This window comes from Stenotrophomonas sp. WZN-1, from assembly GCF_002192255.1.
In the GTDB taxonomy this organism is placed as follows: Bacteria; Pseudomonadota; Gammaproteobacteria; order Xanthomonadales; family Xanthomonadaceae; genus Stenotrophomonas.
This window is the reverse complement of record NZ_CP021768.1, coordinates 1,796,580-1,822,888: the sequence shown is the minus strand read 5'-3', so window position 1 is coordinate 1,822,888 and position 26,309 is coordinate 1,796,580. Positions and strand designations below refer to the sequence as shown.

Below are 26,309 nucleotides of genomic sequence, written 5' to 3'. Positions count from 1 at the left end.
CGATCGCGGTGGGCCGTCGCTGGCCCGGCCGGGTCAGTCGGCGGCCACCACCACCAGCGCCGGCCGCAGCAGGCGCTCGTTGAGCAGGTAGCCCTTCTGGAACACGGTCACCACGGTGCCGGGAGCGGCGCCCGGGGCCGGCACCTGGCTGATCGCCTGGTGGTGCTCCGGGTTGAACGGCTGGCCGGTCGGGTCCAGCAGGACCAGGCCATTGTCGGCGGCAACCTTCAGCAGCTGCTTGTAGGTCAGCTCCAGGCCCTCGCGCAGCGGATGCGGGTCATCGCCGGCAGCCTTCAGGCCGGCATCCAGGCTGTCGAATACCGGCAGCAGCTCGCCCAGCAGCTTCTCGTTGGCGAACTTGCGGGCCTGCTCGATGTCACGGGCAACGCGCTTGCGCTGGTTCTCGAGGTCGGCGCGCTCACGCAGCGCATCGGCCTTGATCTGCTCGATTTCGCCGCGCAGGCGCTCCACTTCGTCGTTGATGCCGGCGGCGGCGGCCGCATCGGCGGCAGTCTGCTGGGATTCGATATCTGGATGTTCGTGGTTCATGTCTGGGTCCCTGGCGGTCAGTCTCCGCCTCCACCCACCCTAGTGTGGGCGGGATGCTGCGTTTCAAGCGTCGGATGTTCCGGGAGTGCGCCCGGCCGGCGAAAAGGCCGCGCCAAGCACATCGGCGGTGGCCTGGACCAGCGGGATCATGCGGTCGTAGGCCATCCGCTTGGGGCCGATCACGCCCAGCACGCCCAGCACCTGGCCATTGGCGGTATAGGGGGCGGTGACCAGCGAGACGCCCTGCAACGGCATCATCCCGGTCTCTTCGCCAATGAAGATGCGCACCCCTGGGGCCTGGATGGTGCGCTCCAGCAACTGCAGGATCTCGCGCTTGCTGGAGAACAGCTCGAACAGCTCGCGCAGGCGCTCCAGGTCGGACAGGTCCTGCACCCCCATCAGGCGGGTCTGGCCGGCCACCAGCATGTCGTCGGCCGCCGGCTGCAGGGCCTGCTCGGCCAGTTCGATGCTGTGCGCCAGCAGCTGCTCCAGCTCCGAGCGGGCATCACGCAGCTCCAGCAGCAGGCGGGTACGGATCTCGGCCATCGGCAGGCCGGCGAAATGGGCATTGAGGTAGTTGGCCACCTGTTCCAGCTGCCCCGGCGCGAACTCCTGGCGGGTCTCGATGACGCGGTTCTGCACCTCGTTGTCGGCAAACACCAGGATCGCCAGCACCCGGCGCCCGTCCAGCGCCACGAAATCGATCTGGCGGAAGGCGAACTGCTCGCGCCGCGGGGCGCTGACCACGCCGACGAAGTGGCTCATCGCCGACAGCAGCTCCGAGGCGCTGCCGAGCAGTGCCTGGGTGCTGCCGCCGCCGGCCAGTTCCTGGCGCAACCTGGCCAGCTCGCCCTCGCCCGGCGGCTGCATCTGCAACAGGCTGTCGACGAACACCCGGTAACCATGCGCGGTCGGGATGCGCCCGGCCGAGGTATGCGGCGAGGCCAGCAGCCCCAGGTCTTCCAGGTCACCGAGGATGTTGCGGATGGTGGCCGGGCTGACCTCCAGGCCGGCCACGCGCGCCAGCGTCTGCGAGCCGACCGGCTCACCGTCCTGGATGTAGCGCGCGATCAGCGTGCGCAACAGATGGCGCGCACGCGGGGCAAGCTGGTCGGGAGAACCGTGCATGGAATCAACCTGTGAGACACGGACACTAGATAATGGCGGCGCATCGCCTTGGCAAGTCATTGGACCTCCCGCGCCCGCGTGCTAGCTTTGCGCGGCTGCTGACACCCCCTTACCCATGCTCAGACATCTTTCGATCAAGGATTTCGCCGTCGTCCGCGCCACCGAACTGGAGTTCGGGCCAGGCATGACCGTGGTTTCAGGCGAGACCGGCGCCGGCAAGTCGCTGATGGTCGACGCCCTGGGCTTTCTGTCCGGCCTGCGCGCCGACAGCGGCGTGGTCCGCCACGGTGCCGCGCGCGCCGAGCTTTCGGCCGAGTTCGCGCTGGAGCAGCTGCAGGCTGCGCGCCAGTGGCTGGCCGACAACGAGCTGGACGACGAGGAACAATGCCAGCTGCGCCGGGTGATCCGTGCCGACGGCGGCTCGCGGGCCTGGATCAATGGCCGCCCGGTGACCCTGGCGCAGCTGGGCGACCTGGCCTCTCTGCTGGTGGAGATCCATGGCCAGCACGAACAGCAGGCCCTGCTGGCGCGCCCATCGCAGCTGGCCCTGCTGGATGCCTATGCCGGCAACGCGGTCGAGCGCCGCCAGGTGCGCCGCGCCGCTGCCGCATGGCAGGCGCTGGTCGACGAATCGCTGGCGCTGTCGCAACAGGGCGACGTCAGTGACCGGATCGGCTTCCTGGAACACCAGCTGCGCGAGCTGGACCGCGAAGACCTGGAACCAGAGTCGATCGTCGCACTCGGTGCCAGCCACCGCCGCCAGGCCCATGCCAGCGCCCTGCTGAGCGCCTGCCAGGCGGCCAGCAACCAGCTCAATGGTGACGACGGCAGTTCCGCGCTGGACCTGCTGCAGCAGGTGCGCCACGAACTGTCGCGCCTGATCGAACACGACCCGCGCCTCGGCGAGGTGGACGGCCTGATCGAAAACGCCTCGATCCAGCTGCACGAAGCCCTGTCGCTGCTGGACCGCGTGCATGACGACCTCGACGCCGACCCGGAGCAGTTCGAGGAGAACGAGCGTCGCCTCGGCCGCCTGCACGACCTGGCCCGCAAGCACCGCGTGCCGATGGACGAGCTGGGCGCCCAGCGCGAGCGCATGCATGCCGAAGTGGAACAGCTGCGTGGTGCTGACGAACGCCTGCAGCGCCTGGCCGGCGAGATCGACAAGGCCGCTGCGGCCTGGCACGTGCAGGCCGAGGTACTGACCGCCAGCCGCCGCAGGGCCGCTGCCGAGCTGTCGGCCACCACCACCGGCATCATCGCCGAGCTGGGCATGGGCGGCGGCCAGTTCCTGATCGAGCTGGAACCGCAGGACGCCGGCAAGCCCGACCCGCAGGGTGCCGAGCGCGTGGAATTCCTGGTGGCGGCCAACGCCGGCCAGCCGCCGCGCGCCCTGCGCAAGGTGGCCTCGGGTGGCGAACTGTCGCGCATCTCGCTGGCCATCGAAGTGGCCGCGCTGGATCTGGATGCGGTGCCGACCATGGTGTTCGACGAAGTCGACTCCGGCATCGGTGGCGCGGTGGCGGACATCGTCGGCCAGAAGCTGCGCGCACTTGGCGAGAAGCGCCAGGTGCTGTGCGTGACCCACCTGCCGCAGGTCGCCTCCAAGGGCCATGCCCATTACCGCGTCAGCAAGGCCCCGGTGGAAGGCATGACCCAGAGCGCAGTGGAAAAGCTGGACAGCAAGGCGCGCGAGGAAGAACTGGCGCGCATGCTCGGCGGCGTGGAAGTCAGCAAGGAAGCGCGCGCCGCCGCCCGCAAGCTGCTGCAGGTCTGATGCCGGCCGAGCCGAGCATGGGCCCGGCTTCCGCGCGGTAGTGCCGGCCGCCGGCCGGCAGCCCGATGCGGGGCGGCGAAGATCGTGAGGTTGCCGGCCAGCGGCTGGCACTACCCCCGTGGCTGCGTCAGATCGACGTTCTCCACCAGGAAATCGAGGAAGGCGCGCACCCGCAGCGGCAGGTAGCCGCCCTGCCCCAGGAACACCGCGTGCACCTCTTCAAGGTCACCGGGGTTGGCTTCCTCCAGCACCGGCAGCAAGCGCCCGGCGGCAATATCCTGCTGCACCTGGAACGCTGCCAAACGCGCCATGCCCAGCCCACCCAGCACCAGCTGGCGCAGCGCATCGCCGTTGCTGGCGCGCGCATTGCCACTGGGCAGCAGCATGCGTTCGCGACCGTCCTGCAACAGCGGCCAACCCTGCATCGCACGCGCATGGCCGATGTCCAGCCGGTTGTGCGACTGCAGTTCCTCGGCCGTGCGCGGCAGCCCATGCCGCTGCGCGTAGGCCGGCGCAGCCACGATCATCATCCGCGTCGCACCCAGCCGCCGCGCCACCAGGCTGGAGCTCTTCAGCGGGCCTGCCCGCACCGCCACGTCAGTGCGCTGCTCAAGCAGGTCGATCACCTCGTCGTTGAGGGTCAGGTCCACGCCTACCTGCGGGTTGCGTTCGAGGAACGCCGGCAGCAGCGGCAACAGGAAATGCTGGCCGAATGGCACATTGGAGTTGACCCGCAACCGTCCGCGCGGCTCGGCATGGGCACTGGCACAGCGCTCGGCCTCCTCCAGGTCGGCCAGCACGCGCAGGCCGCGCTCGTAGAACGCGCAGCCTTCCGGGGTCAGCTGCAACTGGCGGGTGGAGCGTTGCAGCAGGCGCGTACCCAGCCGCTGCTCCAGCCGCGCCACCAGCTTGCTGACCGCCGAGGGCGTCATGTCCAGGGTGCGGGCCGCGGCGGAGAAGCCACCGGTCTCGATCACCCGCACGAACACTTCCAGTTCGCCGGATCGGTTGATGTCGGGTCGCGCCATGGCGATGAATCCAGTTCACAGATGATTATCCATGCGCAGTCTAGTTCACAGATGGACGGGGAATCACCATGGCCCTCCCTCCTCCCGGGATTGCCCGATGAACCGCTTCAGCCAGCTCACCGCGACCGCCTTGATCGCCCTGTCCAGCGCAGCCAGCGCCGCCCCGGACCAGCACTGGGTCGCCAGCTGGCAGGCCAGTCCGCAACCGGTCTGGGGCGCCGATTTCCTGTTCCCGACCCTGGTCCCGGCCACGCTGCAGGACCAGACCTTCCGCCAGACCGCACGCATCAGCCTGGGCGGGCCCCGGCTGCGGGTGCGGCTGAGCAATGCCTACGGCACCCAACCGCTGCGGATCGGCGCGGCCAGCGTGGCCGCCCACGCAGGCGCCTCCCCGCAGCCGCTCAGCTTCGACGGCCAGCCCGGCGTATCGATCGAGCCCGGACAGGAGCGGCTGAGCGATCCACTGGCGCTGGCCACGGAAAATCGCCAGGCGTTGCAGGTCAATGTCTTTGTGCCGGGGCCGACGCCACTGCAGACCTTCCATTGGGAGGGGCGCCAGACCAGCTGGATCGCCAGCGGCAACCAGACCCGCGCGCGCAACCTGCAGGGTTCCAGTTCCACGACCGCACGCCTGTTCCTGACCGGGATCGAGGTCGAGGCCGCCGCCAGCGCGCGCAGTGTGGTGGTGATCGGCGATTCGATCACCGACGGCGCCACCGCCAGCCTCGACCTGGACCAGCGCTGGACCGACCACCTGGCCGCACGCCTGGCACCGAGGGGCGTGGCGGTGGTCAACGCCGGCATCTCCGGCGGCCGGCTGCTGCGCGACGGCATGGGCGAGTCGGTTCTGGCCCGCCTGCAGCGCGACGCACTGGATCAGCCCGGCGTGGACAGTGTGATCGTGCTGATCGGCATCAACGACATCAGCTGGCCCGGCACCGCCTTTGCCCGCGCGCAGCCCCGGCCCAGCCTGGCCGAACTGCAGGCCGGCTATCGCGCCCTGGCCGAACAGGCCCATCGGCGGGGCCTGCGCATCCTCGGCGCCACCCTGACGCCGTTCGCCGGCGCCCTGCCCGGCACACCGCTGGACAACTACTACCAGCCGGAAAAGGAGGCCCTGCGCCAACAGCTCAATACCTGGCTGCGCAGCGACAGCCCGTTCGATGCGGTGATCGACCTGGATGCGGCGCTGCGCGACCCTGCCGATCCGTCACGGATGGCCGTCGCCTACGACTCCGGCGACCACCTGCATCCGGGCGATGCGGGTAACCGGGCCATGGCCGAGGCGGTGGATCTGGAGGTGGTGATGGGGCCCTCCACGCATGGCGTGGATCTACTGTGAACAACGAAAAACCCCGGGCAAGCCCGGGGTTTCGTCGCATCCAGCTGGCTGGAACGGCTTACTTGCGCTTCTTGCGCACGTACAGCACCAGCGAATGCTCTTCCAGCTCGTAACCGTGGTCGGCCGCGATCTTGCGCTGCAGCTCCTCGATCTCGTGGCTTTCGAACTCGATGATCTTGCCGCTGTCCACGTCAACCATGTGGTCGTGGTGGCCGCCACGGTCCAGCTCGTAGACGGCCTGGCCGCCTTCGAAATTGTGCTTGAGCACGAGGCCGGCGGCCTCGAACTGGGTCAGCACCCGGTACACCGTGGCCAGGCCGATCTCGTCGCCGTGCTCCAGCAGCTGGCGGTAGATGTCTTCGGCGGTCATGTGGTGCTGGGCATTGCGCTGCTCGAGCAGCGCCAGGATCCGCATCCGCGGATGGGTCACCTTCAGGCCGACTTTACGCAGGTCGTGGGTTTCCATAGGTCTCCGTTCATTGGCGATTTAGCGCCAGCTGCCTCGGATTGGGTCGCGGTGGCACGCCGGGAGTGTATCATCGGTTTGATTTCCCCAACCGCCAGTCCCGATGCGCAATCTCCTGTTGGTCGCCGCCGTCGCCCTGTCCACCACCGGGTGCGGCATCATCTACAAGCAACCCATCTATCAGGGCAACCTGATCCGGGAAGATGCCGTGGCCAAGCTGCAGGTCGGGCAGAGCAAGCAGCAGGTCACCGCGCTGCTGGGCACCCCGTCCATTCCCGACCCGTTCCACGCCCAGCGCTGGGACTACACCTCCAGCCAGCGCGTGAACCGCCTGGGCCGTACCGAAGTGAAGAACTTCGTGGTGTTCTTCGAGAATGACGCCGTGACCCGTTGGGAAGGCGACTACTTCCCGGGTAACGACAAGGCCCTGGCCCAGCAGACCGTGCGCCAGTTCGGCCGTAACCTGCCGAAGGACAAGAAGAAGAAGGGCCGCTGAGGCCCCTGCCCGTCCGCAAGGACGGGTTGCCGGGATCAACCGCCGAGCGCGCGACGCCGGCGGTTGTCCTTGGGATCGGCCAGCAACGGGCGCAGCAGCTCGATGCGGTCACCCTCCAGCAGCACCTGCTGTGGACGTGCCAGCACGCCATGCACGGCTGCAGCCGGACAGTCGGCACTGCCTTCCAATGCAGCAGCGGCGATGGCGTCGGCCACGGTCGCCCCCTCTTCCAGCTGCAAGCGGCGCGCCAACACGCGCTGCGGCCAGGCCAGTACCACCTCGACCTCGATCATCGATCAGGCCTCGTCGGCCACGCGGACGAAATCGTTGACCATGCGATCGGCCAGTCCCTGGAAGCCGATCGCCAGGGCCGGACCGAGCAGGCGCGAGCTGGGCTCGAACTCCAGGGTGAGGGTGACCTTGCAGGCATCCTCGGCCAGTGCATGGAATTCCCAGCGGCCGTGCAACTGCTTGAACGGGCCATCGCGCAGCTGCATATCAATGCTGTGCGGGCGCTGCAGGGTGTTCTCGGTCTGGAACCAGGTACTGAACGAGCCCAGGCCCAGGTCCAGGCGCGCCACCAGGCGGTCCTCGCCCTGCTCCAGGATCTGGGCAGCCGAGCACCAGCGGAAACGGCGCGGATAGGCCTGGACGTCGTTGACCAGGTCGAACATGCGCGCGGCCGAATGTTCGACCAGGGCGCTGCGGCGGATAGTAGGCATGAATACAGGACGTTTCGGCAATCGACCGGGCGGGCCCGAATCGGAGACAATACGGAAATGAGCAAGAACAGCGGCAAGGATAAAGCAAAGAGCGCGACGGCCAACAAAACCATCGCGTTGAACAAGCGTGCCCGCCACGAGTACCACATCGAAGAGCGCTTCGAGGCCGGCCTGGCCCTGCAGGGCTGGGAGGTGAAGTCGATCCGCGCCGGCCGCGGCAACATCATCGACGCCTACGCTTATGTGAAGCACGGCGAGATCTTCCTGATCGGCGCGCAGATCACCCCGTTGATCCAGGCCTCCACCCACGTGGTGGCCAATGACCGGCGCGAGCGCAAGCTGCTGCTGCACCGGAGCGAGATCGACAAGCTGGTCGGCAAGGTCGAGCGCGATGGCTACACGATCGTGCCCACCGCGATGTACTGGAGCAAGAACAAGATCAAGCTCGAAGTCGCGCTGGCGAAGGGCAAGCAGACCCACGACAAGCGCGATGCCGCCAAGGACCGCGACTGGGCGATCGAGAAGCAGCGTGTGATGCGTCGCGGCAACCGCGACGCATGACCACCCCCATCGGCGCCATGGTGACTGCCAGCGCCGATGAAACGCGCACGTTGTGCGCGCGCCTGCTGGCCTTCAACCAGGCCCACGGCGGCGATGCGTTCGATGAGATTCCAATCCGCCTGGCCTGGCATGACCAGCACGGCGCGCTGCGCGGTGGCGTGCTGGCCGACGTCTGTGCCGGCTGGCTGCAGGTGCACGTGCTGTGGGTGGATCCAGAACTGCGCGGGCAAGGCATCGGCCAGTGGCTGCTGGCGGAGGCAGAAGCCGCCGCACGCCAGCAGGGCGCCTTCAACGTGATGCTGGATACCTTCGACTGGCAGGCAGAAGCCTTCTACCTGCGGCAGGGCTACACCGTCTATGGGCGGCTGCCCGATTGCCCGCCCGGGCACGAGCGCATCTACCTGCGCAAACAGCTGTCGGGCTCGTAGTCGCGTCGGCGCTGGCGCTGGCGCTGCCTTCCGGTCAGCCTGCCAGCAGGCCCCGCCCGCGCATGCGTGGTGCCAGCGCCGCGTGCATCACGGCCAGGTGCATCACCACCGCCAGTTCCGGCGCATGACGGTCATCGCCGGCGCGCCACCGCTGCGCCATCCGGGCCGCGTCGGCCGGCAACAGGGCCAGCAACTGGGCGTCATCCAGCGAATCGGCCGCGCCCTGCAACTGCCGCGCCAGCTGCCGCGACTGCCAGACATGCACACCGATGCTGAGACTGGCCAGCGACATCAGGACCACGGCCAGGCCATGTTCAAACCACTGCGACAGCACCTCTGGCCCCCACAGCAGGGCCGCCATCACTGCCAGTGCGGGCAGGCGCCAGCCCAGCCAGTGGGTACGGCCGCGCTGCGGCCAATGCACCACCACCGCGCTGGCCACCAGGGCCGCGGCCGCCGTGGCCGGCAGCTCGCTCAACCAGGTGGCCGCCAGCAACACGCCCAGCACGGCCCACACCCAGCCGGGGGGCAACGCCCGCCGCTGGTAGTCGGCCCCGACGGGTCCGACCAGCTGTCGCAGGCTGCGTTGTTGGCTTGCCTCGGTCACCCAGAGTCTCCGTGTCTGCCCTGGCTCGGATGGTGGTTGTCAGTGTGTCGCAAATTCGTGCCAATGAAGTTACCAATCCGCTATGACCGGCGCACTGCAACACGTTGCAAATTGACGGCCCGCGCGTGGTTCACGACCGCGTCAGATCCTTGCTGAGGAAAATCCTGCGCGTCCCCGGCGGATCGCATGGCACTTCACCGAACACAGCCCATCCCTGTTTCACATAGAAGTCCGGCGCCTGGAAACTGATGGTGTAGAGCACTCCGGAACGACAACCGCGCCGGCGCGCCTCATCTTCTGCAGCCTTCAGCACGCGCGAACCCAGCCCGTTGCCGCGATATGCCGGTGGTAGATGAAACAGATCCACGAACCACAGGCCCAACGAAGTCCGCCCGGTAAGGCCTCCCACCACCCTGCCACTGGCTGGATCGGTGACCAGTACCGCCAGCGTGCGTCGATCTGCATACCCGGCGGCGTCCAGATTGAACTGGTCCAGACCACTGCCGATCAGGTCCAGCGCCTCGTCGCTGGGCTCATCCGTTACGGCGATTTCAAGCGACATGGCTTCCTTCCATAAAGCTGCAGATCGGAAGTCTCGATGCTATCACCCGTGCTCGCGCCGGCCGCAGCATCCAACGCTGATGCACCTCCAGTGAGGGGCCGTACGCCCTCCCACCGACGCGCGCGGGGAATCCGCAGCTGCGGCAGCGCCTGCCTGCAGTGCCAGGCCACTCACGGCCAGCACCCCTATCCATCGCAACCGCATCTTGCCGGCACTGATGAAAACGCTCATCGCGCAATCCTGGGGAAGCACCCACGGATTCGAGTCGACCACGCACGGCAGGGCGCCAGGTGGCCCGCCGCGCGGCCGGGAATGTACACCTGCGCCGGTACCGCCGGGTCGCGGCCACCACCAATCAACGCGGCCAGGGCGAACTTCCAGCCTCGCTCATCGGGGTCGGCCTGCTGCCTCTACGTGAAGCCCGACCGCGTGACTGTTCAGGAAGATTGCCGTACCATTCGCATCGTTGGGCAGGCCCTGCCCGTGGCGACACGGAATCGGCCCTGTACCTTGCAGCACTGTAGAAACCGGGGGTGCATTGGTTTCGACGGGGGTTGTGAAGTCGCCTGGCGCATGCCGAGGGGGTAGCTTTCCTCGTAAATCCAGCTGCAAAACTCTAGTTGCCAACGACGACAACTACGCTCTGGCCGCTTAAGGCCTAAGCCTCGAAACCGCTTGTGTCCATGCTCGCGGTGTAGAGTCACTATCATGGAATCGCGCTGGGTGGCTGCCTGTCAGTCCGGCACTAGAACACAACAGGCTGGTTCCCGGATGCGCTTTGCGCACCGTGCTGTTCGGGGACGAGATCCAACGGTGAGCTAAGCATGTAGTGCTGGGGATGGAGTGCCTTCGGACGGCGGTTCAATTCCGCCCACCTCCACCATCTGTATGGCCTGTCGAGGCCGCAAGAAGCCGGATCTCCTGTCGATGGGGTTCCGGCTTTTTTGTGCCTGCCCGTCTGGAAGGCTGTAACTCCAAACCCTTTTCATTGCATCATTCCGGCCATCGAGACCCCGATCTCCGCCAAGGAAGAACTGTGATGAAGAAGCTGCTCGTCCCTGCCCTGCTGATTGCCGCACTGTCCGGCTGCATGCCTACCAAGCAGGCATCCCCCGAGCAGATCAAGGACGCTCCGGCCGCACGCATTTTCCCGATCGACGCGCAGGGTGAACCCACGGGCACCATCACGGTCACCCGCGACGTTGGATTCGTGGGCAGCGGCTGCTACATGGGGGTCATGGTCGACGGCAAGATGGCCGCACATCTCGACCCCGCCGAGCGCCTGTCCCTTGTCCTGGCCGAGGGGCGCCACGTACTGACCGCCACGCCTGTCCAGGGACGGGGCCTGTGCGGCGTGCTGCAGTCGGAGAAGACCAACAATTCCCGCCGGCGCTCGACCGAAATCAACGTCCGCGCCGGCGCCACACAGGCCTATCGCCTCTACTCCTCCGCTGAAGAGTTCCCGGTGATCGAACCAGCGTTCTGACTCCTGCCCCCATCAGAAGGATCTGCCATGAAAGCTGGCCTCACGATGTCCCTGTTCCTTTCCGTCCTCGCCGCAGCCCCAGCCACGCACGCTGCGGCCCCGGCCATCGCGCCCCCCGGCACCGCCACGCTGGAAGCGCTGCTGGCCTGCAAGGCCGGCTCGAACTTCAGTGCCGCCGAGGCCATCGATGCACTTCAGGCCGCCGGCCTGGCCAAAAAGCCAGGCGGCACGTTCGAGCCGGAAGACAAGCCGGTCGCGCTGTTTGGCGGCACGGTCAGCAGTGCCGATGTAAACGTGGCCGAAGGCGAGAAGAGCCTCTTCGTGTACTTGAACGGCGTCGATTCCAAGCGCCTGGCCAAGGCCTGGTCGGTGACCGAGGTCAACGAGCATGCCAACACCGAAGAGCCGTCGTATGTGAAGCGCATCGACAAGCGCCACACCCTGCACGTGATCGCAGGCGACGACTACGAGGGCTATTCGGCAGCGGTGAAGTGCCAGATCAGCCGCTGATGGCGTAGCCGACGCTACAGCCAGCGCGGCACGCGATGACGGTACTGCGCGTACGCCTCGGGAAAGCGGGCCATCAGTGCCCGCTCCTCCGGCAGGATCTGCTGCCAGGTGATGTACACCAGGAACAGCGGCACCACCAGCAGCGCGATCAGGTTCTGCAGGTACACCATGGCACCAAACAGGACCAACGCCTGGCCGAGATACATCGGATTCCGCGTGCGGCGGTAGATTCCGCTGATAACCAGCACGCTCGACGCCGAAGGCCGCAGAGGATTGACGGTGGTACCGGCGCGCCGGAAGGACAGCTTGGGCAGCAGGTTGAGCACCACTCCAAGGATCATCGTCACGCCTGCCAGTAGAACCGGCGACCGGCAGCCGAAGGTGGAATCCCGGCAGCAGCCAGCGTGCTGCAAAGCCTGCAGCGGCGCATAGCAGCATCAGCACGGGCGGGGGAATGCGGGTTTCCAGCCAGGCCATCGCGATCACCGTGTTCCTACCATTCACCGCAGTGTCACACGGGAATGCCTGAATCGCCCACGGCGGCCCGGCCCAGACCGAACGCCCAGTCTATTCCGCTTTGACAGGACGGCCGCTAGAGTGGCGCCACCGCGCAGGAGCATCGTATGGCTACCACGGGCTTGGGCTTCATCGGCCGCACGACCCTCATCATCACCGTTCTGCTCACCCTGGGCGGCTGCGCGACGCTGCGCCAGTTCGGGCCGTCGGTGCAGGTCGCCTCGGTCACGCCCGGCCAGTACATCGCGCTCAAGCGAGGTGACATTCTCACGTCCGGCAAGCTCAGCGCGGCGACCATGGAGACCCTGCGGGTGGCGGGCCTCGACGAAGGCGTCTGCGCCAAGCCGGGCCTGCCCTGCATCGAGGCGATGGAAGGCAGCATCGTGGTGCGCGAGGAAGACAAGCGCTCCAGCCTGGCCGAGCTGTGGCTGCAGTATGCGATGACCCTGCCGGCGCCGAAGCGCGAGTACTCGGCATCCGGCCGCGCCAAGACTGCGATCACCGAGCTGGATGCCGACTTCCAGCCGCGCCTGGACGCCTGGATGCAGGTCGCGCGCCAGGCCTATGCCTATCTGTTCTTCACCGAACGCACCGCCAACCAGCGTGGTTTCGAAGACCGCCAGACCCAGGTGCGCGACTACTACAACCTGGCGGTGCAGGAAGCCTCGGTGCAGCTGTACAACGCCTATGCCACCGGGCGCGTGCACGGCCAGGCCAGCCATTTCCAGCTGGGCCGCTGGACCTTCGTGCTGGCGCCTTCAGGCGAAGCATCGCCGCTGGACACGCGCACCCCGACCGAACTGGTGCCGGCCGCCTCGCTGTCGTTCACCGGCACGCTGCGCAGCGTGCATCGACGCGATGGCTTCGGCGCCGAACTGGTAGCGGTGATGGATGACCCGGCCGGCAGCGTGGCCACCACGCCTTCAGCAACGACATCCACCGCGCAGGCAAGCACCTCGGCCACCCAGAGCTGGAGCGAGATGCCCTCGCCTTCGATGACGGTGCTGTTGCGCTTCTCGGGAAAGAATCTGTGGGAAGTGCTGCATGACGACGAGCCGGAACTGGAGATCCACGATCCCTACCAGGTCTCGGAAGTGACCCTGCACGGCCAGCAGGTGCCGTTGGCGGCCAACTTCACTGCAGGCTATGCACTGTGGCTGGCACGCTCCAACTTCAGCCACCAGTCGCTGCGCTCGTTGTTTGGTGGCAAGGGCGGCATCGACACGCCGCATCTGTACATGATGCAGCCCTACGACCCGAACCGCCGCGTGCTGCTGATGATCCATGGCCTGGCCAGCAGTCCGGAGGCCTGGGTCAACGTCGCCAACGAACTGATGCGCGACGACGAGATCCGCCAGGACTTCCAGGTCTGGCAGTTCTATTACCCGACCAACATGCCCATCGCGATGAGCCACGATGCGATGCGCCACACGCTGGCCGAAGTGTTCAAGCACTTCGACCCCAGCGGCAAGGCGCAGGCCTCGCATGACATGGTGCTGGTCGGGCACAGCATGGGCGGGATGATCGCGCGGTTGATGGTGTCCTCCTCCGGCGACCACCTGGTCGACACCCTGCTCGCCACCGCGCAGATGACGCCCGCCCAGCGCGAGCTGCTGCGCACCAAGGGCGCGCCGGTGCTGACCTTCCTGCCGGAACCGGAAGTATCGCGGGTGGTATTCATCGCCACGCCGCATCGCGGCACCGACGTGGCCGGCACCCGCCTCGGCCGCTGGATCGGCCGCCTGGTGCGGCTGCCACTGACGGTGCTGGAAGACGTGGCGACACTGGCCAACGACGGCCAGATCGATCGAAACGATGGCAAGCACGGCTACCAGATGAACAGCATCCAGAACCTGGACAAGGACGATCCGTTCGTCCGCGCCGTGGCCGACCTGCCGATGTCACCGAAGGTGCACTACCACTCGATCATCGCCCGCGCCAAGGCCGATGGCCCGCTGGAAAAGACCGACGACGGGCTGGTGCCCTATTGGAGCTCGCACCTGCCGCACGCGGAATCGGAGAAAGTGATCGTGTCCGGGCACAGCGTGCAGGAAGCCACGCCAGCCATCGTCGAGCTGCGGCGGATCCTGCATGAGGACATGCAGGAACACGGACGAACGGGAAAGTAAGCCGCCGGCCCCGACAGATCAGGCACCTGCCGTGCGCCGCGAGAACGTGCCGTGCAGTGCTGCGGGAATCGCGAAGCCCTCCATGCGCACTTCGGGCCGGTAGCCGGCACTGGGCGTGAAACGGAATTCGCGCGCCAGCAGCGCGCACAGCAGTACCAGCTGCGCGTTGCCGACCGCCGATCCCACGCAGGAACGCGTGGGGAAGCCATAAGGCACATAGATGCCGGCGGTGCGCTTGCGCCGCTCCGGCAGCCAACGATCGGGATCGAACTGCAGCGGGTCATCCCAGTACTTCGCCGAGCGATGCTGGATGAACGAGCTCAGCTCGAACACCGTGCCCTCGGCGATGGCCTGCCCTTCCACCTGCAGATCGCAGGCGGCCACGCGACGGTTGTTGAAGGGCGTGGAATACAACCGCATCACTTCCTTCAGGAAGCGCATGGTGCAGGGAATCCTGGCCATCGGCAGCGCATGGATCTCTGCATCCGAGAGCGGTGCGAATTCCTCCTCGATGCGCTGGCGCCAGTGCGGATGCATCTGCATCGCCAGCAGCAGGCAGGCGGCCATCATGCCGGGCACGCCGGAAATGGCGATCAGCTGCACGGTGACCAGGTAGGTGACCTTGTCCAGGCCGATGCGCTCGCGCAGGCTCAGCAATGACTGCGCGTAGTCCAGCGGCGAACGTCCGCTGCGGACCCGGCGCTTGAGTTCGGCGGCGATTGCCCGCGATTCGCCACGACCGATGAGGAAGTTGCGCAGCAGATGACGCCGATGGATGACCTGCTCGACCTGGGTGGTGTAGCGCAGATGCAGAGCGCGTTCGATGGCCGCGGTGCCGCGCGCGTCGAGCCCGTCGATCACCAGTGGCACCAGCGGATGCGCCATCACCTTCCACACGGCGGGCGTGGCATCCAGCTCGCGCCCGCACAGTGCGTCCAACGCCCGCCGCATGCGCGACTGCAGCGCCTCCAGGGTCTGCGCTCCGGTAAGCTCAGCACTGCGCGTGGCGATCAGGCTGCGCACTTCGGTCCAGCGTACGCGTTCGTGCCGGCGGAACAGGTCGGCCAGCGACTCGACCACGAACAGGTGCTCGGAATTCTCCTTGTCGACCTTGCCAGCCAGCTCCGGGCAGAACACCCCGATGCCGCCGGTTTCCAGTTTCAGCACCGGTCCTTCGCGCTCCACGCGCGCAGCCAGGCGCTCGGCAGCAATGGCGCTGCCTTCATTCGACATCCCTTGCATGCAGTGCGTCTCCGGCAGGAAGGGACTCGAAAGACGAGTCCCTTCGTCTTGCTACCGCTCAATCGCGGGGTTGCCCCGCAGGATCAGAACTCGACCCAGAGCGGCCAAGTATTCCACACACTGCTCTTCTCGTTCGGATGGATATTCAGAGTGACGCGCAATGCTCGGGCGAATCTTTTCATTTTCATTCCTTTGCTTGCTGTGTGGTTATGCCGGGATTATCCCGGCACCGGCTAGATAACACGACATAATCCTGCTGTCCAACCGGGCCGCTGCCGCGATGCAGCATCCGGGTGATGGTCCATTGAGGGGAATCCCTCATCGCGCCTGCGCACGTGGCCTCCTATGCTGGGCTCACTTTCCCCCAACGGAGGTCCGCATGAACACGCAAGAGCCCAGCCGCCAGCCCAGCCCCGATCCGGCCGAGCGCGATGCCTTCTTCCCGTCTCCGTATTCGCTGTCGCAGTTCACCTCGCCCAAAAGCGACCTGTCCGGCGCCGAGTATCCGGATGCGCGCCGCGATGGCCGCTGGAAGGTGCTGATGATCGCCGCCGACGAGCGTTATCTGCCGACCGCCAATGGCCACCTGTTCTCCACCGGCAACCACCCGGTGGAAACCCTGCTGCCGATGTACCACCTGGACAAGGCTGGCTTCGATATCGACGTGGCGACGCTGTCCGGCAACGCCGTCAAGTTCGAATGGTGGGCCTTCCCGCGCGAGGACCGCGAGATCGGCGCCCTGTACGAACGTTACGAGGCGCGCTTCCGCCAGCCGTTGCAGCTGGACGAGGTGGTGGCTGGCCTGGGCGCCGACTCGGACTATGCCGCCATCTTCATTCCGGGTGGCCATGGCGCACTGATCGGCCTGCCTGAAAGCACGGCAGTGAAATCCGCGCTTCAATGGGCCATGGCTGGCCAGCGCCACATCATCACACTCTGCCATGGCCCGGCAGCACTGCTGGCAGCGGGCGTCGATGAAGCCGAAGGTGGCTCGCTGTTCCGCGGCTACCGCATCTGTGCCTTCCCCGACGCGATGGACCGGCAGACACCGGAGATCGGCTACATGCCGGGGCAGCTGCGTTGGTTCTTCGGTGAACGCCTGGCCCAGCAGGGCGTGCAGATCGTCAACGAGGGCATTGATGGCAGCGTGCTGCAGGATCGCCTGCTGCTGACCGGCGACAGCCCGCTGGCCGGCAATGCGCTGGGCAAGCTGGCCGCGCGCACGCTGCTCGACGCGCTGGCCGGGCGCTGAGCCAATGCCTGCGCTGGTGCCCGCGCTGCTGGAACTGGAACAGGCGCGGTCACTGGCCGCGGTCGGCAGCGTGCTGCGCGCCGCCGCCTCGCCACTGGGCTACGACCGCCTGCTGGTGTTCGCCACCGGAACCGGGCTGGAGCGCGACGCGCAGCGCGTGTACTGGATCGAGGGTGACTGGTTCGGCAACGGCAGTGATACCGATCTCACCCGGTACCTGCACGCCTGTCCGGTCAACCGCCATGTACTGGACAGCACTGCGCCGTTCTTCTGGAGCAAGCGCCAGGGCGTGCGCGGCGAACGCTACCAGGTGGTGAAGCAGCCGCGTGGCAATGGCCTGCATGGGTTGCAGGTACCGGTGTTCGGCCCGACCGGCCTGGAAGGTGCGGTCAGCTTCGCCGGCACCTCGATTGATGCGTCCGCCAGCGCGCACCTGCGGCTGGAAATGGTCGGCGCGTCAGCCTTCCGTGCCGCGCGGCGGCTTGCCGAAGCGCCGGCGGATGTTCCCACAGGCGCTTTGAGCGCACGCGAACGCGAGGTGCTGCGCTGGGTGGCTGCTGGTCGGCGCCAGGCCGAAATCGCGGCCACGCTGGGGCTGTCCGCACGCACGGTGGAAAACCATCTACGGCGAGCGCGGCAACGGCTCGGCGTGGCCACTACCGCGCAGGCGGTGCGCGCGGCAGGCCGCCGTGGTGAGATTGAGGACTGAACCAAGCAGCACAGATATTGTCAGGTGTGCCGCGGCGTCAACGTACCGATGAAATCGACCGGGATGGCAAAGCCTTCCAGCTGCATCCACGGCGTGGGCTCATCCTGTACCGTCAACTCGAAATCGCGGGTCACCAGCGCGCAGAACAGCAACAGCTGCGCGTGGCCGACCGCACTGCCGATGCAGGCCCGCGAGGAGAATCCAAAGGGCACGTAGGCGCCCTTGTTGGCCTGGCGTCGCTCGGGCAACCAGCGATCAGGATCGAAGCTGTCCGGGTTCTGCCAGTACTCCGGCGAGTGATGCTGGAAGTAGGACGACAGCTCGTACGCCCCGCCCTTGCGGATGCACACGCCCTCGATATCGATATCGTGCGAGGCCGGACGATGCAGGGCGAACAGTCCCGGCCACAGCCGCAGAGTTTCCTTGACGAAGCGCGACGTGCACGGCAGTGACTTGATCGGCAGCGCGTACAGCTGCTCCAGGCTCAGCGCCGAGGTTTCCTCACGGATGCGCACGTGCCAGTGCGGAAAACGGTGCATCGCGTACAGCAGGCTGGCCGCGGTGATGCCCGGCAGGCCCGACATGCCGGCCAGCACCATCGACACCAGATAGGCAACACGGTCCACCCCGACCCGCTGCACCAGCGGCAGCAGGGATTGCAGGAAGTCCTCGCGCGGCACGGTCTCGCGCGCACGACGCCGGATGTGCCGCGACACCGTGCGGGCCGCACGGCGGGAAAGATGGAAGTCGATGATCCGCCGCCAGAACGAGAAGTTCTGCAGCACGATCGCGTTGTATCGGGTCTTCTGCTCACCGATGAGCGCATCGACATCGGAACGACTGAGGCCATCGATCAGCAGCGGCAACAGCGATTGCGAGATCGTCCACCAGCTCAGTTCGCTGAGGTCGTGCGGCCTGTCCGCGCGCTGGGCAAGGAAGCCGTGCATGCGCGTGTAAAGGTCGCGCATGTGGCCGGGACTGGCAAGCCGCCCGGCCTGCTCACTCAGCAATGCCCGCACCTCGCGCCACGCAACCCGGTCGCTGCCACTGCGTAGGCCGAGAAAATCAATCAGTGAATCCGGTACGGTGTGCTGGTCGGTGTTGGCCTTGTCGATCCTGACCGCCAGGGCCGGGTCGAAGATGCCGACAACATCATTGTTGAAGCGCAGTACCGGCCCTTCGCGACGCACGCGTTCGAGCAGGTCGTCGATGGAAACCACTTCCGCAACCGCTGCCCGCTCATCCATGCCCTGCCTCCAATGCCAGGGAAGATCATCGACCTTCCCTGGCGATGTCATCGATTACGTGGAGTCCTTCCGGTCAGAAGATATTCCAGTAGCGATACTTGGAACGGATGCACTGCGTGGAATTGTCCGAACGCAGGTTCAGCGACACCTGCAGGGCGCGAATCAATCGTGACATGGCACAGCTCCTTGTGGTTCCGTTGATGGTTGCTGCGGTGCCGGGTTCAATGGCCGGCAGCGCCGTTCTAGCACGCAGGCCCGGGCGGGCGGGTCAATGCGCCGTCAAGGCCCTGCTGAATACGCTGCGGCGACCGGCGGATACCGCCAACGCACGCACAGCCATGAACCGGCAATCCGTGCGATGCTCCGTGAAACCGTTTTCATGGAATGGAGGGATTCCACGATGTTGTCGCGTTTTCGTCGCCCCGTAATGTCTGCACTGCTGGCACTTGCTTTGCCTGTGACCAGCGCATGGGCTGCGGCCCCCGCGCCGTTGAAGGTGATGTCGTTCAATGTGCGCACCCCGGCCGATACCGAGCCCGGCAAGCGATGGCCCGACCGTCGCGACGCGATGGTGAAGGTCATCCTCGATGCGCACCCGGCGGTGATCGGCACCCAGGAACTGGTGCAGGAGCAGGCCGAGTACCTGTCCGCACACCTGCCCGGCTACCGCTGGTTCGGCGAGGGCCGCCGCGGCGGCAGCGGCGATGAGCACATGGGCGTGTTCTACGACAGCACGGTGCTGGCGGTCGAGCAATCAGGCAACTTCTGGCTGTCCGATACGCCCGATGTGCCCGGCAGCATCACCTGGGGCAACCTGTACCCGCGCATGGTCACCTGGGCGCTGTTCCGCCGCATCGACGACGGCCGCCGCTTCTATTTCATGGATACCCACCTGCCCTACCGTGACGAGGACGAACCACGCCGGGTGAAGGGTGCCGAGCTGATCGGCAAGCGCGTGGCCAGCCTGCCTGCCGACCTGCCGGTGGTGCTGACCGGGGACTTCAACAGCGAGCCCGGCGGTGACACCTACAAGGCATTCACCCATCTGCTGCACGACACCCGTACCCAGGTGAAGGCACCGCAGGGCCCGCGACTGACCTTCCACGACTTCACCGGCAAGGCCACCGCGCAGCTGGACTGGGTGCTGGTGCGCGGCTTCCATGCGCGCAGCTTCCTGACCGATGACCGCCGCATCGATGGCGTGCTGCCATCGGACCACTTCCCGCTGGTGGTCGAACTGGACTGGCCGAAGCACTGACCCCTCACGGCAGCCGCAGCTACAGCGGCGGCTGCCGTGACAGCAGGCGATACAACGCCTGATGCTGATCGCGCGCCTGGCAGATGCGGGCGCCGATCGCCAGGAACACGGCGACGCCGATCAGGCCCAGCCCCAGCATCGAATCCTGCAGGCGCAGGAAACCGACCGCGGCAGCCATCGTTGCCAGTACCAGCAGCACCACGACCGCCACCGACAGTCCCGCGCCCGGCGGGCCCGGATCGCCGAACAACATCCGTTGGGTATCCCGCCTTCCGTCCGCCATCGCCTGTCCTCCCAAGTGCCTGACCCACTAGTTACACGTCGGGCTCCAGTTTCGGCAGAGTCAGAAACGTCACAGACGTGAAGATGCTCCCGGAACGTACTGCGTTACCCTGCCTCGCACCCCAAACTGCGGAGCAGGACATGGCACACCAGAGCCGGCTGGCAGGATTCATCATCGACTGCCAGGACATTCCCGCCGACGAAGGTGCCCGCTTCTGGGCCGCCGCGCTCGGCCTGCAGGCACAGGCGGCGCGTGTCGAAGGGGGCGCCGAGTATGCCGACCTGCTGGGTGCACCGGCAGGCTTGAACGTGGAAGTCCAGCGGGTCGATCACCCATCACGGGTGCACCTGGACATCGAGAGCGACGACATCGACGCCGAGGCCGACCGCCTGGAGAAGCTCGGCGCGCGCCGGATAGGCTTCGTCAAACGCTGGTGGGTGATGGAAGCACCGACCGGCCATCGCTTCTGCATCGTGCGCATGCGCGAGCGCGAGGAGCCGGCCAATCAGTGGCCCTGAAAGAAGAAGGGGACGGAAGCCACGGCCTCCGTCCCCTGCGGTTACTGCACCTGCGCCACGCTCGGTTGCTGCGGTGATTGTCCCCAGCCGCCCAGCGCCTTGTACACGCCGACCACGCTGACATTGACTTCGGACTCGGCCGCCGCCAATGCGTCATCGGCCGCCAGCTGCGTGCGCTGCGCATCCAGCAGGGTCAGGAAGTCTTCCGAGCCCTCGCGATAGCGGATCTGTGCCAGCGATTCGGCACGCCGTGCCGCCTGCGCCTGCTCGACCACGATTGCCAGCCGCGCCTGCTGCTTGGAATAGCGGGTCAGCGCGTTCTCGGTGTCTTCCAGCGCCAGCAGTACCGCCTGCTCATACTGCGCGGCCACGCCTTCGGCTTCAGCCTTGCTGGCACGCAGGCGCGCACGCACGGTGCCGAAGTCGAATGCGGCCCAGCTCAACGACGGGGTCAGCGACCAGGCCTTGTTGTTGCCATTGACCAGGCCGCTGGCATCGCCACCCAGGAAACCGACGAAGCCGGACAGCGACAGCCGCGGGAACAGGTCCGCGGTGGCCACGCCCACGCGTGCGGTCGCGGCCGCCAGGCGACGCTCGGCCACGCGCACGTCGGCGCGCTGACGCAGCAGTTCGCGGGTATCGCCCAGCGGCAGTGCCTTGGCGAAGGCCGGCACGTCATGCGGCGCGAGCATGTCGGTCAGCACTTCCGGGCGCTGGCCCAGCAGCACGGCCAGGCGATTGCGCGACTGCGCCTCGGCCACTTCCAGCAGCGGAATGTCGGCCTCGATCGCCTTCAGGCGGGCGCGGCTGCTCTGCACATCCAGCTCGCTGCCGGCGCCCAGCTCCCAGCGCGCCTCGGTCAGCTTCTGCGTATCGCGCAGGTTTTCCAGCGTGTGCTGGGCCACCGCGATGCGCTTCTGCGTGCCGCGCAGCTCGAAGTAGTTGCGTGCCACTTCGGCGGCGACCAGTACCTGCGCGTCGGCCAGGTTGGCCTGCTCGGCACCGAGGTCGGCACGCGCGGCTTCTGCAGCGCGGCGCTTGCGGCCGAACAGATCCAGCTCCCAGCCGGCGTCGAAGCCGAGCTGGTAGCTTTCACTGAACACCCGCTGCCCACCCAGCTGCGGATCGGGTTGCTTGCGGCGGTCGTAGCTGCCGCCAGCGGTGATGTGCGGAGCCTGGTCGAAGCGGCTTTCGACGAACACCGCGCGGGCCTGGCTGACGCGGGCCACGGCCACGCGCAGGTCCAGGTTGTCCGACAGTGCGCCATGCACCAGCTGTTCCAGCACCGGATCATCGAACTGCGCCCACCAGCTGGCCACCGGCGAGACAGTGCTGAAGACCGGCTGCTGTGCACTCTGCAGGACCACCGGTTCCTGCACCGGGGCCTTGTAGTTCGGGCCGACGCTGACACAGCCTGCCAGCACCAGGCTGGAGACGGCCATCGCCAACGTGCGGATCACCATGGCAGCACCTCGCCCAGGTAGGTGAAGCTGCCATTCGGGCCTTCATGGCCGATCAGTGCCATCTGCACGCTGGAACGCGCGCCCTCGGCGATTTCGATCTCGCCGTGGCCGCCGTTCATGTCGGTTTTCACGTAGCCCGGATGCACGGTGTTGACCTTGATCTGCGTGCTGCGCAGTTCGTGCGCCAGCGCCAGGGTCCAGCTGTTCACCGCTGCCTTGGAGGCGTTGTAGGCCGGAACCTTCATGTCGTAGATGCCGGACGCCGGATCGGCATGCAGGGTCTGCGAGCCGAGGATGCTGGAGACATTCACGATGCGGCCGGCCTTGGCCTGCTGCAGCAGCGGCAGGAACGCCTGGGTCACCGCCACCAGCGCATAGACGTTGGTGTCGAAGGTGCGGCGCCAGGTGTCCAGCGACTGCTCGGAGGGCCGCTGCGCCGGGTTTTCCAGCAGCACGCCAGCGTTGTTGACCAGAATGTCGAGACGGCCATGGCGCTCGCGCACCTGCTGCACGGCCTCGGCGATGCTGGCACCGTCGGTCACGTCCAGCTGCAGCGCTTCCACTGGCAGGCCCTCGGCCTGCAGCTTCAGCGCCTGCTCCACGGTGGTCTCGCGCTTGCGGCCGGCCAGCAGCGTGTGCACGCCGGCCTGTGCCAGCTGACGCACGGTCTCGGCGCCGATGCCGCGGGTGGCACCAGTGACCAGTGCGATCTTGTTCTGATGGGTGTTCATGGAGTCATGCCTTTGGAGGGGGGAAATCCGACACCGGTTGGGGCACCGGTGCCGGTGGAGTTCCATGTCAGTGATGGATGGTCGGCTCGCCGTGCTGCACCAGTTGGCCGCCACCGTTGCGGGTGACGAACTTGCGCAGGGCCACGTAGAACACCGGGGTGAGGAACAGGCCGAACAGGGTCACGCCCAGCATGCCAGCAAACACGGTGATACCCGTTACCGAGCGCACCTCGGCACCCGCGCCGTGCGACAGCACCAGCGGCACGGTGCCGGCGATGAACGCGATGGAGGTCATCACGATCGGACGCAGACGCAGGCGGCAGGCTTCCAGCGCGGCTTCAACGATGCCCTTGCCGCCCATCTCCAGCTCTCTGGCGAATTCGACGATCAGGATCGCGTTCTTGCACGCCAGGCCCATCAGCACCACCAGGCCGACCTGCACGAACACGTTGTTGTCGCCACCGGTCAGCCACACGCCGAACAGTGCGGACAGCAGGGTCATCGGCACGATCAGGATCACCGCCAGCGGCAGCGACCAGCTCTCGTACAGCGCAGCCAGCACCAGGAAGGCCAGCATGATCGCCACCGGGAACACGATGAAGGCCGCCTTGCCCTGGGTCGCCTGCTGGTAGCTCAGGTCGGTCCATTCGGTGGTCATGCCCACCGGCAGCACCTTGCCGGCGATCTCGGTCAGCTTGTTCATCGCCTCGGCCGAGGACAGCAGGCGCGGGTCGGCTTCACCGGCCAGGTCCGCTGCCGGGTAGCCATTGAAGCGCAGCACCGGGTCCGGGCCGAAGGTCTGCTTGATGGTGACCATCGAACCGATCGGCACCATCTCGCCGCGGTCGTTGCGGGTACGCAGCTTGCCGATGTCCTCGACCGTCTCGCGGAACGGACCATCGGCCTGGGCGATCACCTGCCAGGTACGGCCGAACTGGTTGAAGTCGTTGACGTAGGCCGAACCGAGGTAGGTCTGCAGGGTGTCGAACAGCTCGGTGAGCTGCACGCCCTGTGCCTTGGCCTTGACGCGGTCCACTTCGGCATCCAGCTGCGGCACGTTGGCCTGGTAGCTGCTGATCGGGAAGGCCATGCCCGGCGTCTGCGCGACGGTACCCTGCATTGCCTGCACGGCGTTCTGCAGCGCGCCGTAGCCCAGGTTGCCGCGGTCCTCGATGAACATCTGGTAGCCGTTGCCGTTGCCCAGGCCGAGGATCGGCGGCGGCATCATCGCGAACGCGAAGCCCTCCTGCAGGCCGGCGATCTTCTGGTTGATCTCGGCATTGATCTGCGCGGCGGTGCGGCCATGGCGCTCGGCGAACGGCTTGAGCGGAATGAACGCCACACCGGTGTTCGGCGTATTGGTGAACTGCAGCGCGTTCAAACCCGGGAACGAGATGGTGTGGGCCACGCCATCGGTTTCCTGGGCGATCTTGGCGACCTTGCGCAGCATTTCATCGGTACGCGCGATCGACGAACCCTCCGGAAGCTTCACACCAGCGATCAGGTACAGCTTGTCCTGGGTCGGGATGAAGCCCGGCGGCACCAGCTTGAAGATCACGCCGGTCCCGACCAGCAGGATCGCGTAGACCACGAACACCGCGCCGCGACGGCCGAGGATGCGGGCCACGCCACGCTCGTACTTCTCCGAGCTGGACTTGAAGAAGCGGTTGAACGGACGGAACACCCAGCCGAACAGGCGGTCGATCAGGCGGCTCGGGCCATCCTTCGGCGCACCGTGGGCCTTCAGCAGGCGCGCGGCCAGGGCCGGCGACAGGGTCAACGAGTTGATCGCCGAGATCACCGTGGAGATGGCGATGGTGACCGCGAACTGCTTGTAGAACTGGCCGGTGACACCGGACAGGAAGGCCATCGGCACGAACACGGCACACAGCACCAGCGCGATCGCCACGATCGGGCCGGACACCTCACGCATGGCCTGGTGAGCCGCCGCGGTGGGCGACAGGCCTTCCTCGATGTTGCGCTCGACGTTCTCCACCACCACGATCGCGTCGTCGACCACGATACCGATCGCCAGCACCAGGCCGAACAGGCTCAGCGTGTTGATCGAGAAGCCCAGCAGGTACAGCGCGGCGAAGGTACCCACCACCGACACCGGCACCGCGATCAACGGGATGATCGAGGCACGCCAGGTCTGCAGGAACAGGATCACCACCAGCACCACCAAGGCGATGGCTTCCAGCAGCGTGGAGACCACGGCCTTGATCGAGTCGCGCACGAAGATGGTGGTGTCATACACCGCTTCGTACTTCACGTCGGCCGGCATGGTCTTCTGCATCTCGTCCATCGTCGAGATGACCTGGTCACGGATCTCCAGTGCATTGGCACCCGGCGACTGGAAGATACCGATACCGACCGCGTTCTTGCCGTCCAGCTGCGAGCGCAGGGTGTAGTCGCCGGCGCCCAGTTCCAGGCGGGCCACATCGGCCAGGCGCACGATCTCGCCATCGGTGCCGCTCTTGAGCACGATGTCGCCGAATTCCTTTTCGGTCTTCAGGCGGCCCTGCGCGTTGATCAGGGTCAGGAACTGGCTGTTCGGCAACGGCTCGGCACCGAGCTGGCCGGCCGAAACCTGCACGTTCTGCTCACGCATCGCGCGCACCACGTCGCTGGCGGTCAGGCCGCGCGAAGCCACCTTGTCCGGGTCCAGCCAGGCGCGCATGGCGTAGTCACCGCCACCGAAGATCTGTGCATCACCCACGCCCGGAATACGCGCCAGCGCATCCTTGACGTGCAGGCGGGCGTAGTTGCGCAGGTACAGGGTGTCGTACTTGCCTTGCGGCGAGGTCAGGTGCACCACCATCAGGAAGGTCGGCGACTGCTTCTGCGTGGTCACGCCCTGCCGGCGCACGTCCTCGGGCAGGCGCGCCTGCGCCTGCGCCACGCGGTTCTGCACCTTCACTGCCGCCGCGTCCGGATCGGTACCCGGGCGGAAGGTGACGGTCATCTGCAGCACGCCGTCCGAGCCGGCCACCGACTTCAGGTACATCATGCCTTCGACGCCGTTGATGGCCTCCTCAAGCGGCGTGGCAACGGTCTCGGCAATGACCTTGGGGTTGGCGCCCGGATATACCGTGCGCACGACCACCGACGGCGGCACCACTTCGGGGTACTCGCTGATCGGCAGGATTGGAATCGTGATCAGGCCTGCGGCGAAGATCACGATCGACAGCACCGCCGCGAAGATCGGCCTGTCGATGAAGAAACGGGAAAAGTCCATGGAGGAATTCCTGGGAAAGGCATTCGGCGGGCAACAGCCACCCTGCCCCTCGCCGGGATGA

At 66.7% G+C, this 26,309-nt stretch carries 26 protein-coding genes, 1 other RNA gene and 1 pseudogene; 13 read left to right on the top strand and 15 right to left on the bottom strand.

Going from position 1 to position 26,309, the window contains the following annotated elements:
* Positions 1-33: 33 nt before the first annotated feature.
* Positions 34-549: a nucleotide exchange factor GrpE gene (grpE, locus tag CCR98_RS08705; protein WP_087922273.1), complete on the bottom strand. Its 516-nt coding sequence runs from the start codon at positions 547-549 to the stop codon at positions 34-36.
* Between the two features lie 63 nt (positions 550-612).
* Positions 613-1,677 carry a heat-inducible transcriptional repressor HrcA gene (gene hrcA, locus CCR98_RS08700; RefSeq protein ID WP_008266321.1) on the bottom strand — a complete coding sequence of 355 codons (1,065 nt, stop codon included), beginning with the start codon at positions 1,675-1,677 and terminating at the stop codon, positions 613-615.
* Between the two features lie 115 nt (positions 1,678-1,792).
* On the opposite strand from hrcA, the gene recN reads away from it, so the two are divergent.
* Positions 1,793-3,454: a DNA repair protein RecN gene (gene recN, locus CCR98_RS08695; RefSeq protein ID WP_087922272.1), complete on the top strand. Its 1,662-nt coding sequence runs from the start codon at positions 1,793-1,795 to the stop codon at positions 3,452-3,454.
* Between the two features lie 110 nt (positions 3,455-3,564).
* Here recN and CCR98_RS08690 read toward each other — a convergent pair whose 3' ends face one another.
* Positions 3,565-4,482 carry a LysR family transcriptional regulator gene (locus tag CCR98_RS08690; RefSeq protein WP_014036849.1) on the bottom strand — a complete coding sequence of 306 codons (918 nt, stop codon included), beginning with the start codon at positions 4,480-4,482 and terminating at the stop codon, positions 3,565-3,567.
* A gap of 97 nt (positions 4,483-4,579) precedes the next feature.
* Between CCR98_RS08690 and CCR98_RS08685 the strand changes: the two genes are divergently transcribed.
* Positions 4,580-5,824, top strand: coding sequence for an SGNH/GDSL hydrolase family protein (locus CCR98_RS08685; protein WP_087922271.1), 1,245 nt, complete (start codon positions 4,580-4,582; stop codon positions 5,822-5,824).
* Between the two features lie 58 nt (positions 5,825-5,882).
* Here CCR98_RS08685 and fur read toward each other — a convergent pair whose 3' ends face one another.
* Complete coding sequence (gene fur, locus CCR98_RS08680) at positions 5,883-6,290, bottom strand: ferric iron uptake transcriptional regulator (RefSeq protein WP_005409235.1); 408 nt, start codon at positions 6,288-6,290, stop codon at positions 5,883-5,885.
* A 103-nt stretch (positions 6,291-6,393) separates the two neighbouring features.
* Here fur and bamE point away from each other — a divergent pair, with 103 nt between their 5' ends.
* Complete coding sequence (bamE, locus tag CCR98_RS08675; RefSeq protein ID WP_014036847.1) at positions 6,394-6,786, top strand: outer membrane protein assembly factor BamE; 393 nt, start codon at positions 6,394-6,396, stop codon at positions 6,784-6,786.
* Between the two features lie 35 nt (positions 6,787-6,821).
* Here bamE and CCR98_RS08670 read toward each other — a convergent pair whose 3' ends face one another.
* A complete protein-coding gene (locus CCR98_RS08670; protein WP_087922270.1) occupies positions 6,822-7,079 on the bottom strand; it encodes an RnfH family protein in 258 nt (85 codons plus the stop codon).
* Positions 7,080-7,082: 3 nt separating this feature from the next.
* Positions 7,083-7,508 (bottom strand): type II toxin-antitoxin system RatA family toxin, encoded by a 426-nt coding sequence (locus CCR98_RS08665; protein WP_087922269.1) that lies wholly within the window; start codon positions 7,506-7,508, stop codon positions 7,083-7,085.
* Positions 7,509-7,565: 57 nt separating this feature from the next.
* Here CCR98_RS08665 and smpB point away from each other — a divergent pair, with 57 nt between their 5' ends.
* Together smpB and CCR98_RS08655 are read left to right on the top strand one after the other, a co-directional pair.
* Complete coding sequence (gene smpB / locus CCR98_RS08660; RefSeq protein WP_005409231.1) at positions 7,566-8,069, top strand: SsrA-binding protein SmpB; 504 nt, start codon at positions 7,566-7,568, stop codon at positions 8,067-8,069.
* Positions 8,066-8,497: a GNAT family N-acetyltransferase gene (locus tag CCR98_RS08655; protein WP_087922268.1), complete on the top strand. Its 432-nt coding sequence runs from the start codon at positions 8,066-8,068 to the stop codon at positions 8,495-8,497. Before smpB ends, CCR98_RS08655 begins: the two co-directional genes overlap by 4 nt.
* Positions 8,498-8,531: 34 nt before the next feature.
* Here the strand turns inward: CCR98_RS08655 and CCR98_RS08650 are convergent, their stop codons facing one another.
* Both CCR98_RS08650 and CCR98_RS08645 read right to left on the bottom strand, forming a co-directional pair.
* Positions 8,532-9,104 (bottom strand): hypothetical protein, encoded by a 573-nt coding sequence (locus CCR98_RS08650; RefSeq protein WP_087922267.1) that lies wholly within the window; start codon positions 9,102-9,104, stop codon positions 8,532-8,534.
* Positions 9,105-9,234: 130 nt separating this feature from the next.
* Positions 9,235-9,666, bottom strand: coding sequence for a GNAT family N-acetyltransferase (locus CCR98_RS08645; protein WP_087922266.1), 432 nt, complete (start codon positions 9,664-9,666; stop codon positions 9,235-9,237).
* Between the two features lie 529 nt (positions 9,667-10,195).
* Between CCR98_RS08645 and ssrA the strand changes: the two genes are divergently transcribed.
* From ssrA to CCR98_RS08630, 3 genes are all read left to right on the top strand, one after another.
* Positions 10,196-10,549: a transfer-messenger RNA gene (gene ssrA / locus CCR98_RS08640) on the top strand.
* Between the two features lie 156 nt (positions 10,550-10,705).
* Positions 10,706-11,152 carry a lipoprotein gene (locus CCR98_RS08635; RefSeq protein WP_075076051.1) on the top strand — a complete coding sequence of 149 codons (447 nt, stop codon included), beginning with the start codon at positions 10,706-10,708 and terminating at the stop codon, positions 11,150-11,152.
* A gap of 27 nt (positions 11,153-11,179) precedes the next feature.
* The gene (locus CCR98_RS08630; RefSeq protein ID WP_087922265.1) at positions 11,180-11,662 is read left to right on the top strand and encodes a hypothetical protein; all 483 of its coding nucleotides are present in this window, start codon (positions 11,180-11,182) and stop codon (positions 11,660-11,662) included.
* A gap of 14 nt (positions 11,663-11,676) precedes the next feature.
* On the opposite strand, the pseudogene CCR98_RS08625 reads toward CCR98_RS08630, so the two are convergent.
* Positions 11,677-12,139, bottom strand: a pseudogene (locus CCR98_RS08625) (isoprenylcysteine carboxylmethyltransferase family protein).
* A gap of 146 nt (positions 12,140-12,285) precedes the next feature.
* On the opposite strand from CCR98_RS08625, the gene CCR98_RS08620 reads away from it, so the two are divergent.
* Positions 12,286-14,307, top strand: coding sequence for an alpha/beta fold hydrolase (locus CCR98_RS08620; RefSeq protein ID WP_087922264.1), 2,022 nt, complete (start codon positions 12,286-12,288; stop codon positions 14,305-14,307).
* Positions 14,308-14,325: 18 nt separating this feature from the next.
* Here the strand turns inward: CCR98_RS08620 and CCR98_RS08615 are convergent, their stop codons facing one another.
* Positions 14,326-15,549: a cytochrome P450 gene (locus CCR98_RS08615; protein WP_232463101.1), complete on the bottom strand. Its 1,224-nt coding sequence runs from the start codon at positions 15,547-15,549 to the stop codon at positions 14,326-14,328.
* 379 nt (positions 15,550-15,928) lie between these two features.
* Between CCR98_RS08615 and hchA the strand changes: the two genes are divergently transcribed.
* Both hchA and CCR98_RS08605 read left to right on the top strand, forming a co-directional pair.
* Positions 15,929-16,801 (top strand): glyoxalase III HchA, encoded by an 873-nt coding sequence (gene hchA, locus CCR98_RS08610; RefSeq protein ID WP_087922262.1) that lies wholly within the window; start codon positions 15,929-15,931, stop codon positions 16,799-16,801.
* A 4-nt stretch (positions 16,802-16,805) separates the two neighbouring features.
* Positions 16,806-17,510: a PA1136 family autoinducer-binding transcriptional regulator gene (locus CCR98_RS08605; RefSeq protein WP_087922261.1), complete on the top strand. Its 705-nt coding sequence runs from the start codon at positions 16,806-16,808 to the stop codon at positions 17,508-17,510.
* 20 nt (positions 17,511-17,530) lie between these two features.
* On the opposite strand, the gene CCR98_RS08600 is transcribed toward CCR98_RS08605, so the two are convergent.
* The gene (locus CCR98_RS08600; RefSeq protein WP_087922260.1) at positions 17,531-18,757 is read right to left on the bottom strand and encodes a cytochrome P450; all 1,227 of its coding nucleotides are present in this window, start codon (positions 18,755-18,757) and stop codon (positions 17,531-17,533) included.
* Positions 18,758-19,157: 400 nt separating this feature from the next.
* On the opposite strand from CCR98_RS08600, the gene CCR98_RS08595 reads away from it, so the two are divergent.
* Positions 19,158-20,015 carry an endonuclease/exonuclease/phosphatase family protein gene (locus CCR98_RS08595; RefSeq protein ID WP_087922259.1) on the top strand — a complete coding sequence of 286 codons (858 nt, stop codon included), beginning with the start codon at positions 19,158-19,160 and terminating at the stop codon, positions 20,013-20,015.
* A 19-nt stretch (positions 20,016-20,034) separates the two neighbouring features.
* Here CCR98_RS08595 and CCR98_RS08590 read toward each other — a convergent pair whose 3' ends face one another.
* A complete protein-coding gene (locus CCR98_RS08590) occupies positions 20,035-20,298 on the bottom strand; it encodes a hypothetical protein (protein WP_049414598.1) in 264 nt (87 codons plus the stop codon).
* Positions 20,299-20,438: 140 nt separating this feature from the next.
* Between CCR98_RS08590 and CCR98_RS08585 the strand changes: the two genes are divergently transcribed.
* Positions 20,439-20,816, top strand: coding sequence for a VOC family protein (locus tag CCR98_RS08585; RefSeq protein WP_087922258.1), 378 nt, complete (start codon positions 20,439-20,441; stop codon positions 20,814-20,816).
* A gap of 41 nt (positions 20,817-20,857) precedes the next feature.
* Here the strand turns inward: CCR98_RS08585 and CCR98_RS08580 are convergent, their stop codons facing one another.
* The 3 genes from CCR98_RS08580 to CCR98_RS08570 form a co-directional block, all read right to left on the bottom strand.
* Positions 20,858-22,279 (bottom strand): efflux transporter outer membrane subunit, encoded by a 1,422-nt coding sequence (locus CCR98_RS08580; RefSeq protein ID WP_014646790.1) that lies wholly within the window; start codon positions 22,277-22,279, stop codon positions 20,858-20,860.
* Positions 22,273-23,010 (bottom strand): SDR family oxidoreductase, encoded by a 738-nt coding sequence (locus CCR98_RS08575; RefSeq protein ID WP_014036829.1) that lies wholly within the window; start codon positions 23,008-23,010, stop codon positions 22,273-22,275. The genes CCR98_RS08580 and CCR98_RS08575 overlap by 7 nt, the downstream gene beginning before the upstream one ends.
* Before the next feature lie 67 nt (positions 23,011-23,077).
* Positions 23,078-26,248: a multidrug efflux RND transporter permease subunit gene (locus CCR98_RS08570; RefSeq protein WP_087922257.1), complete on the bottom strand. Its 3,171-nt coding sequence runs from the start codon at positions 26,246-26,248 to the stop codon at positions 23,078-23,080.
* Between the last annotated feature and the right edge of the window lie 61 nt (positions 26,249-26,309).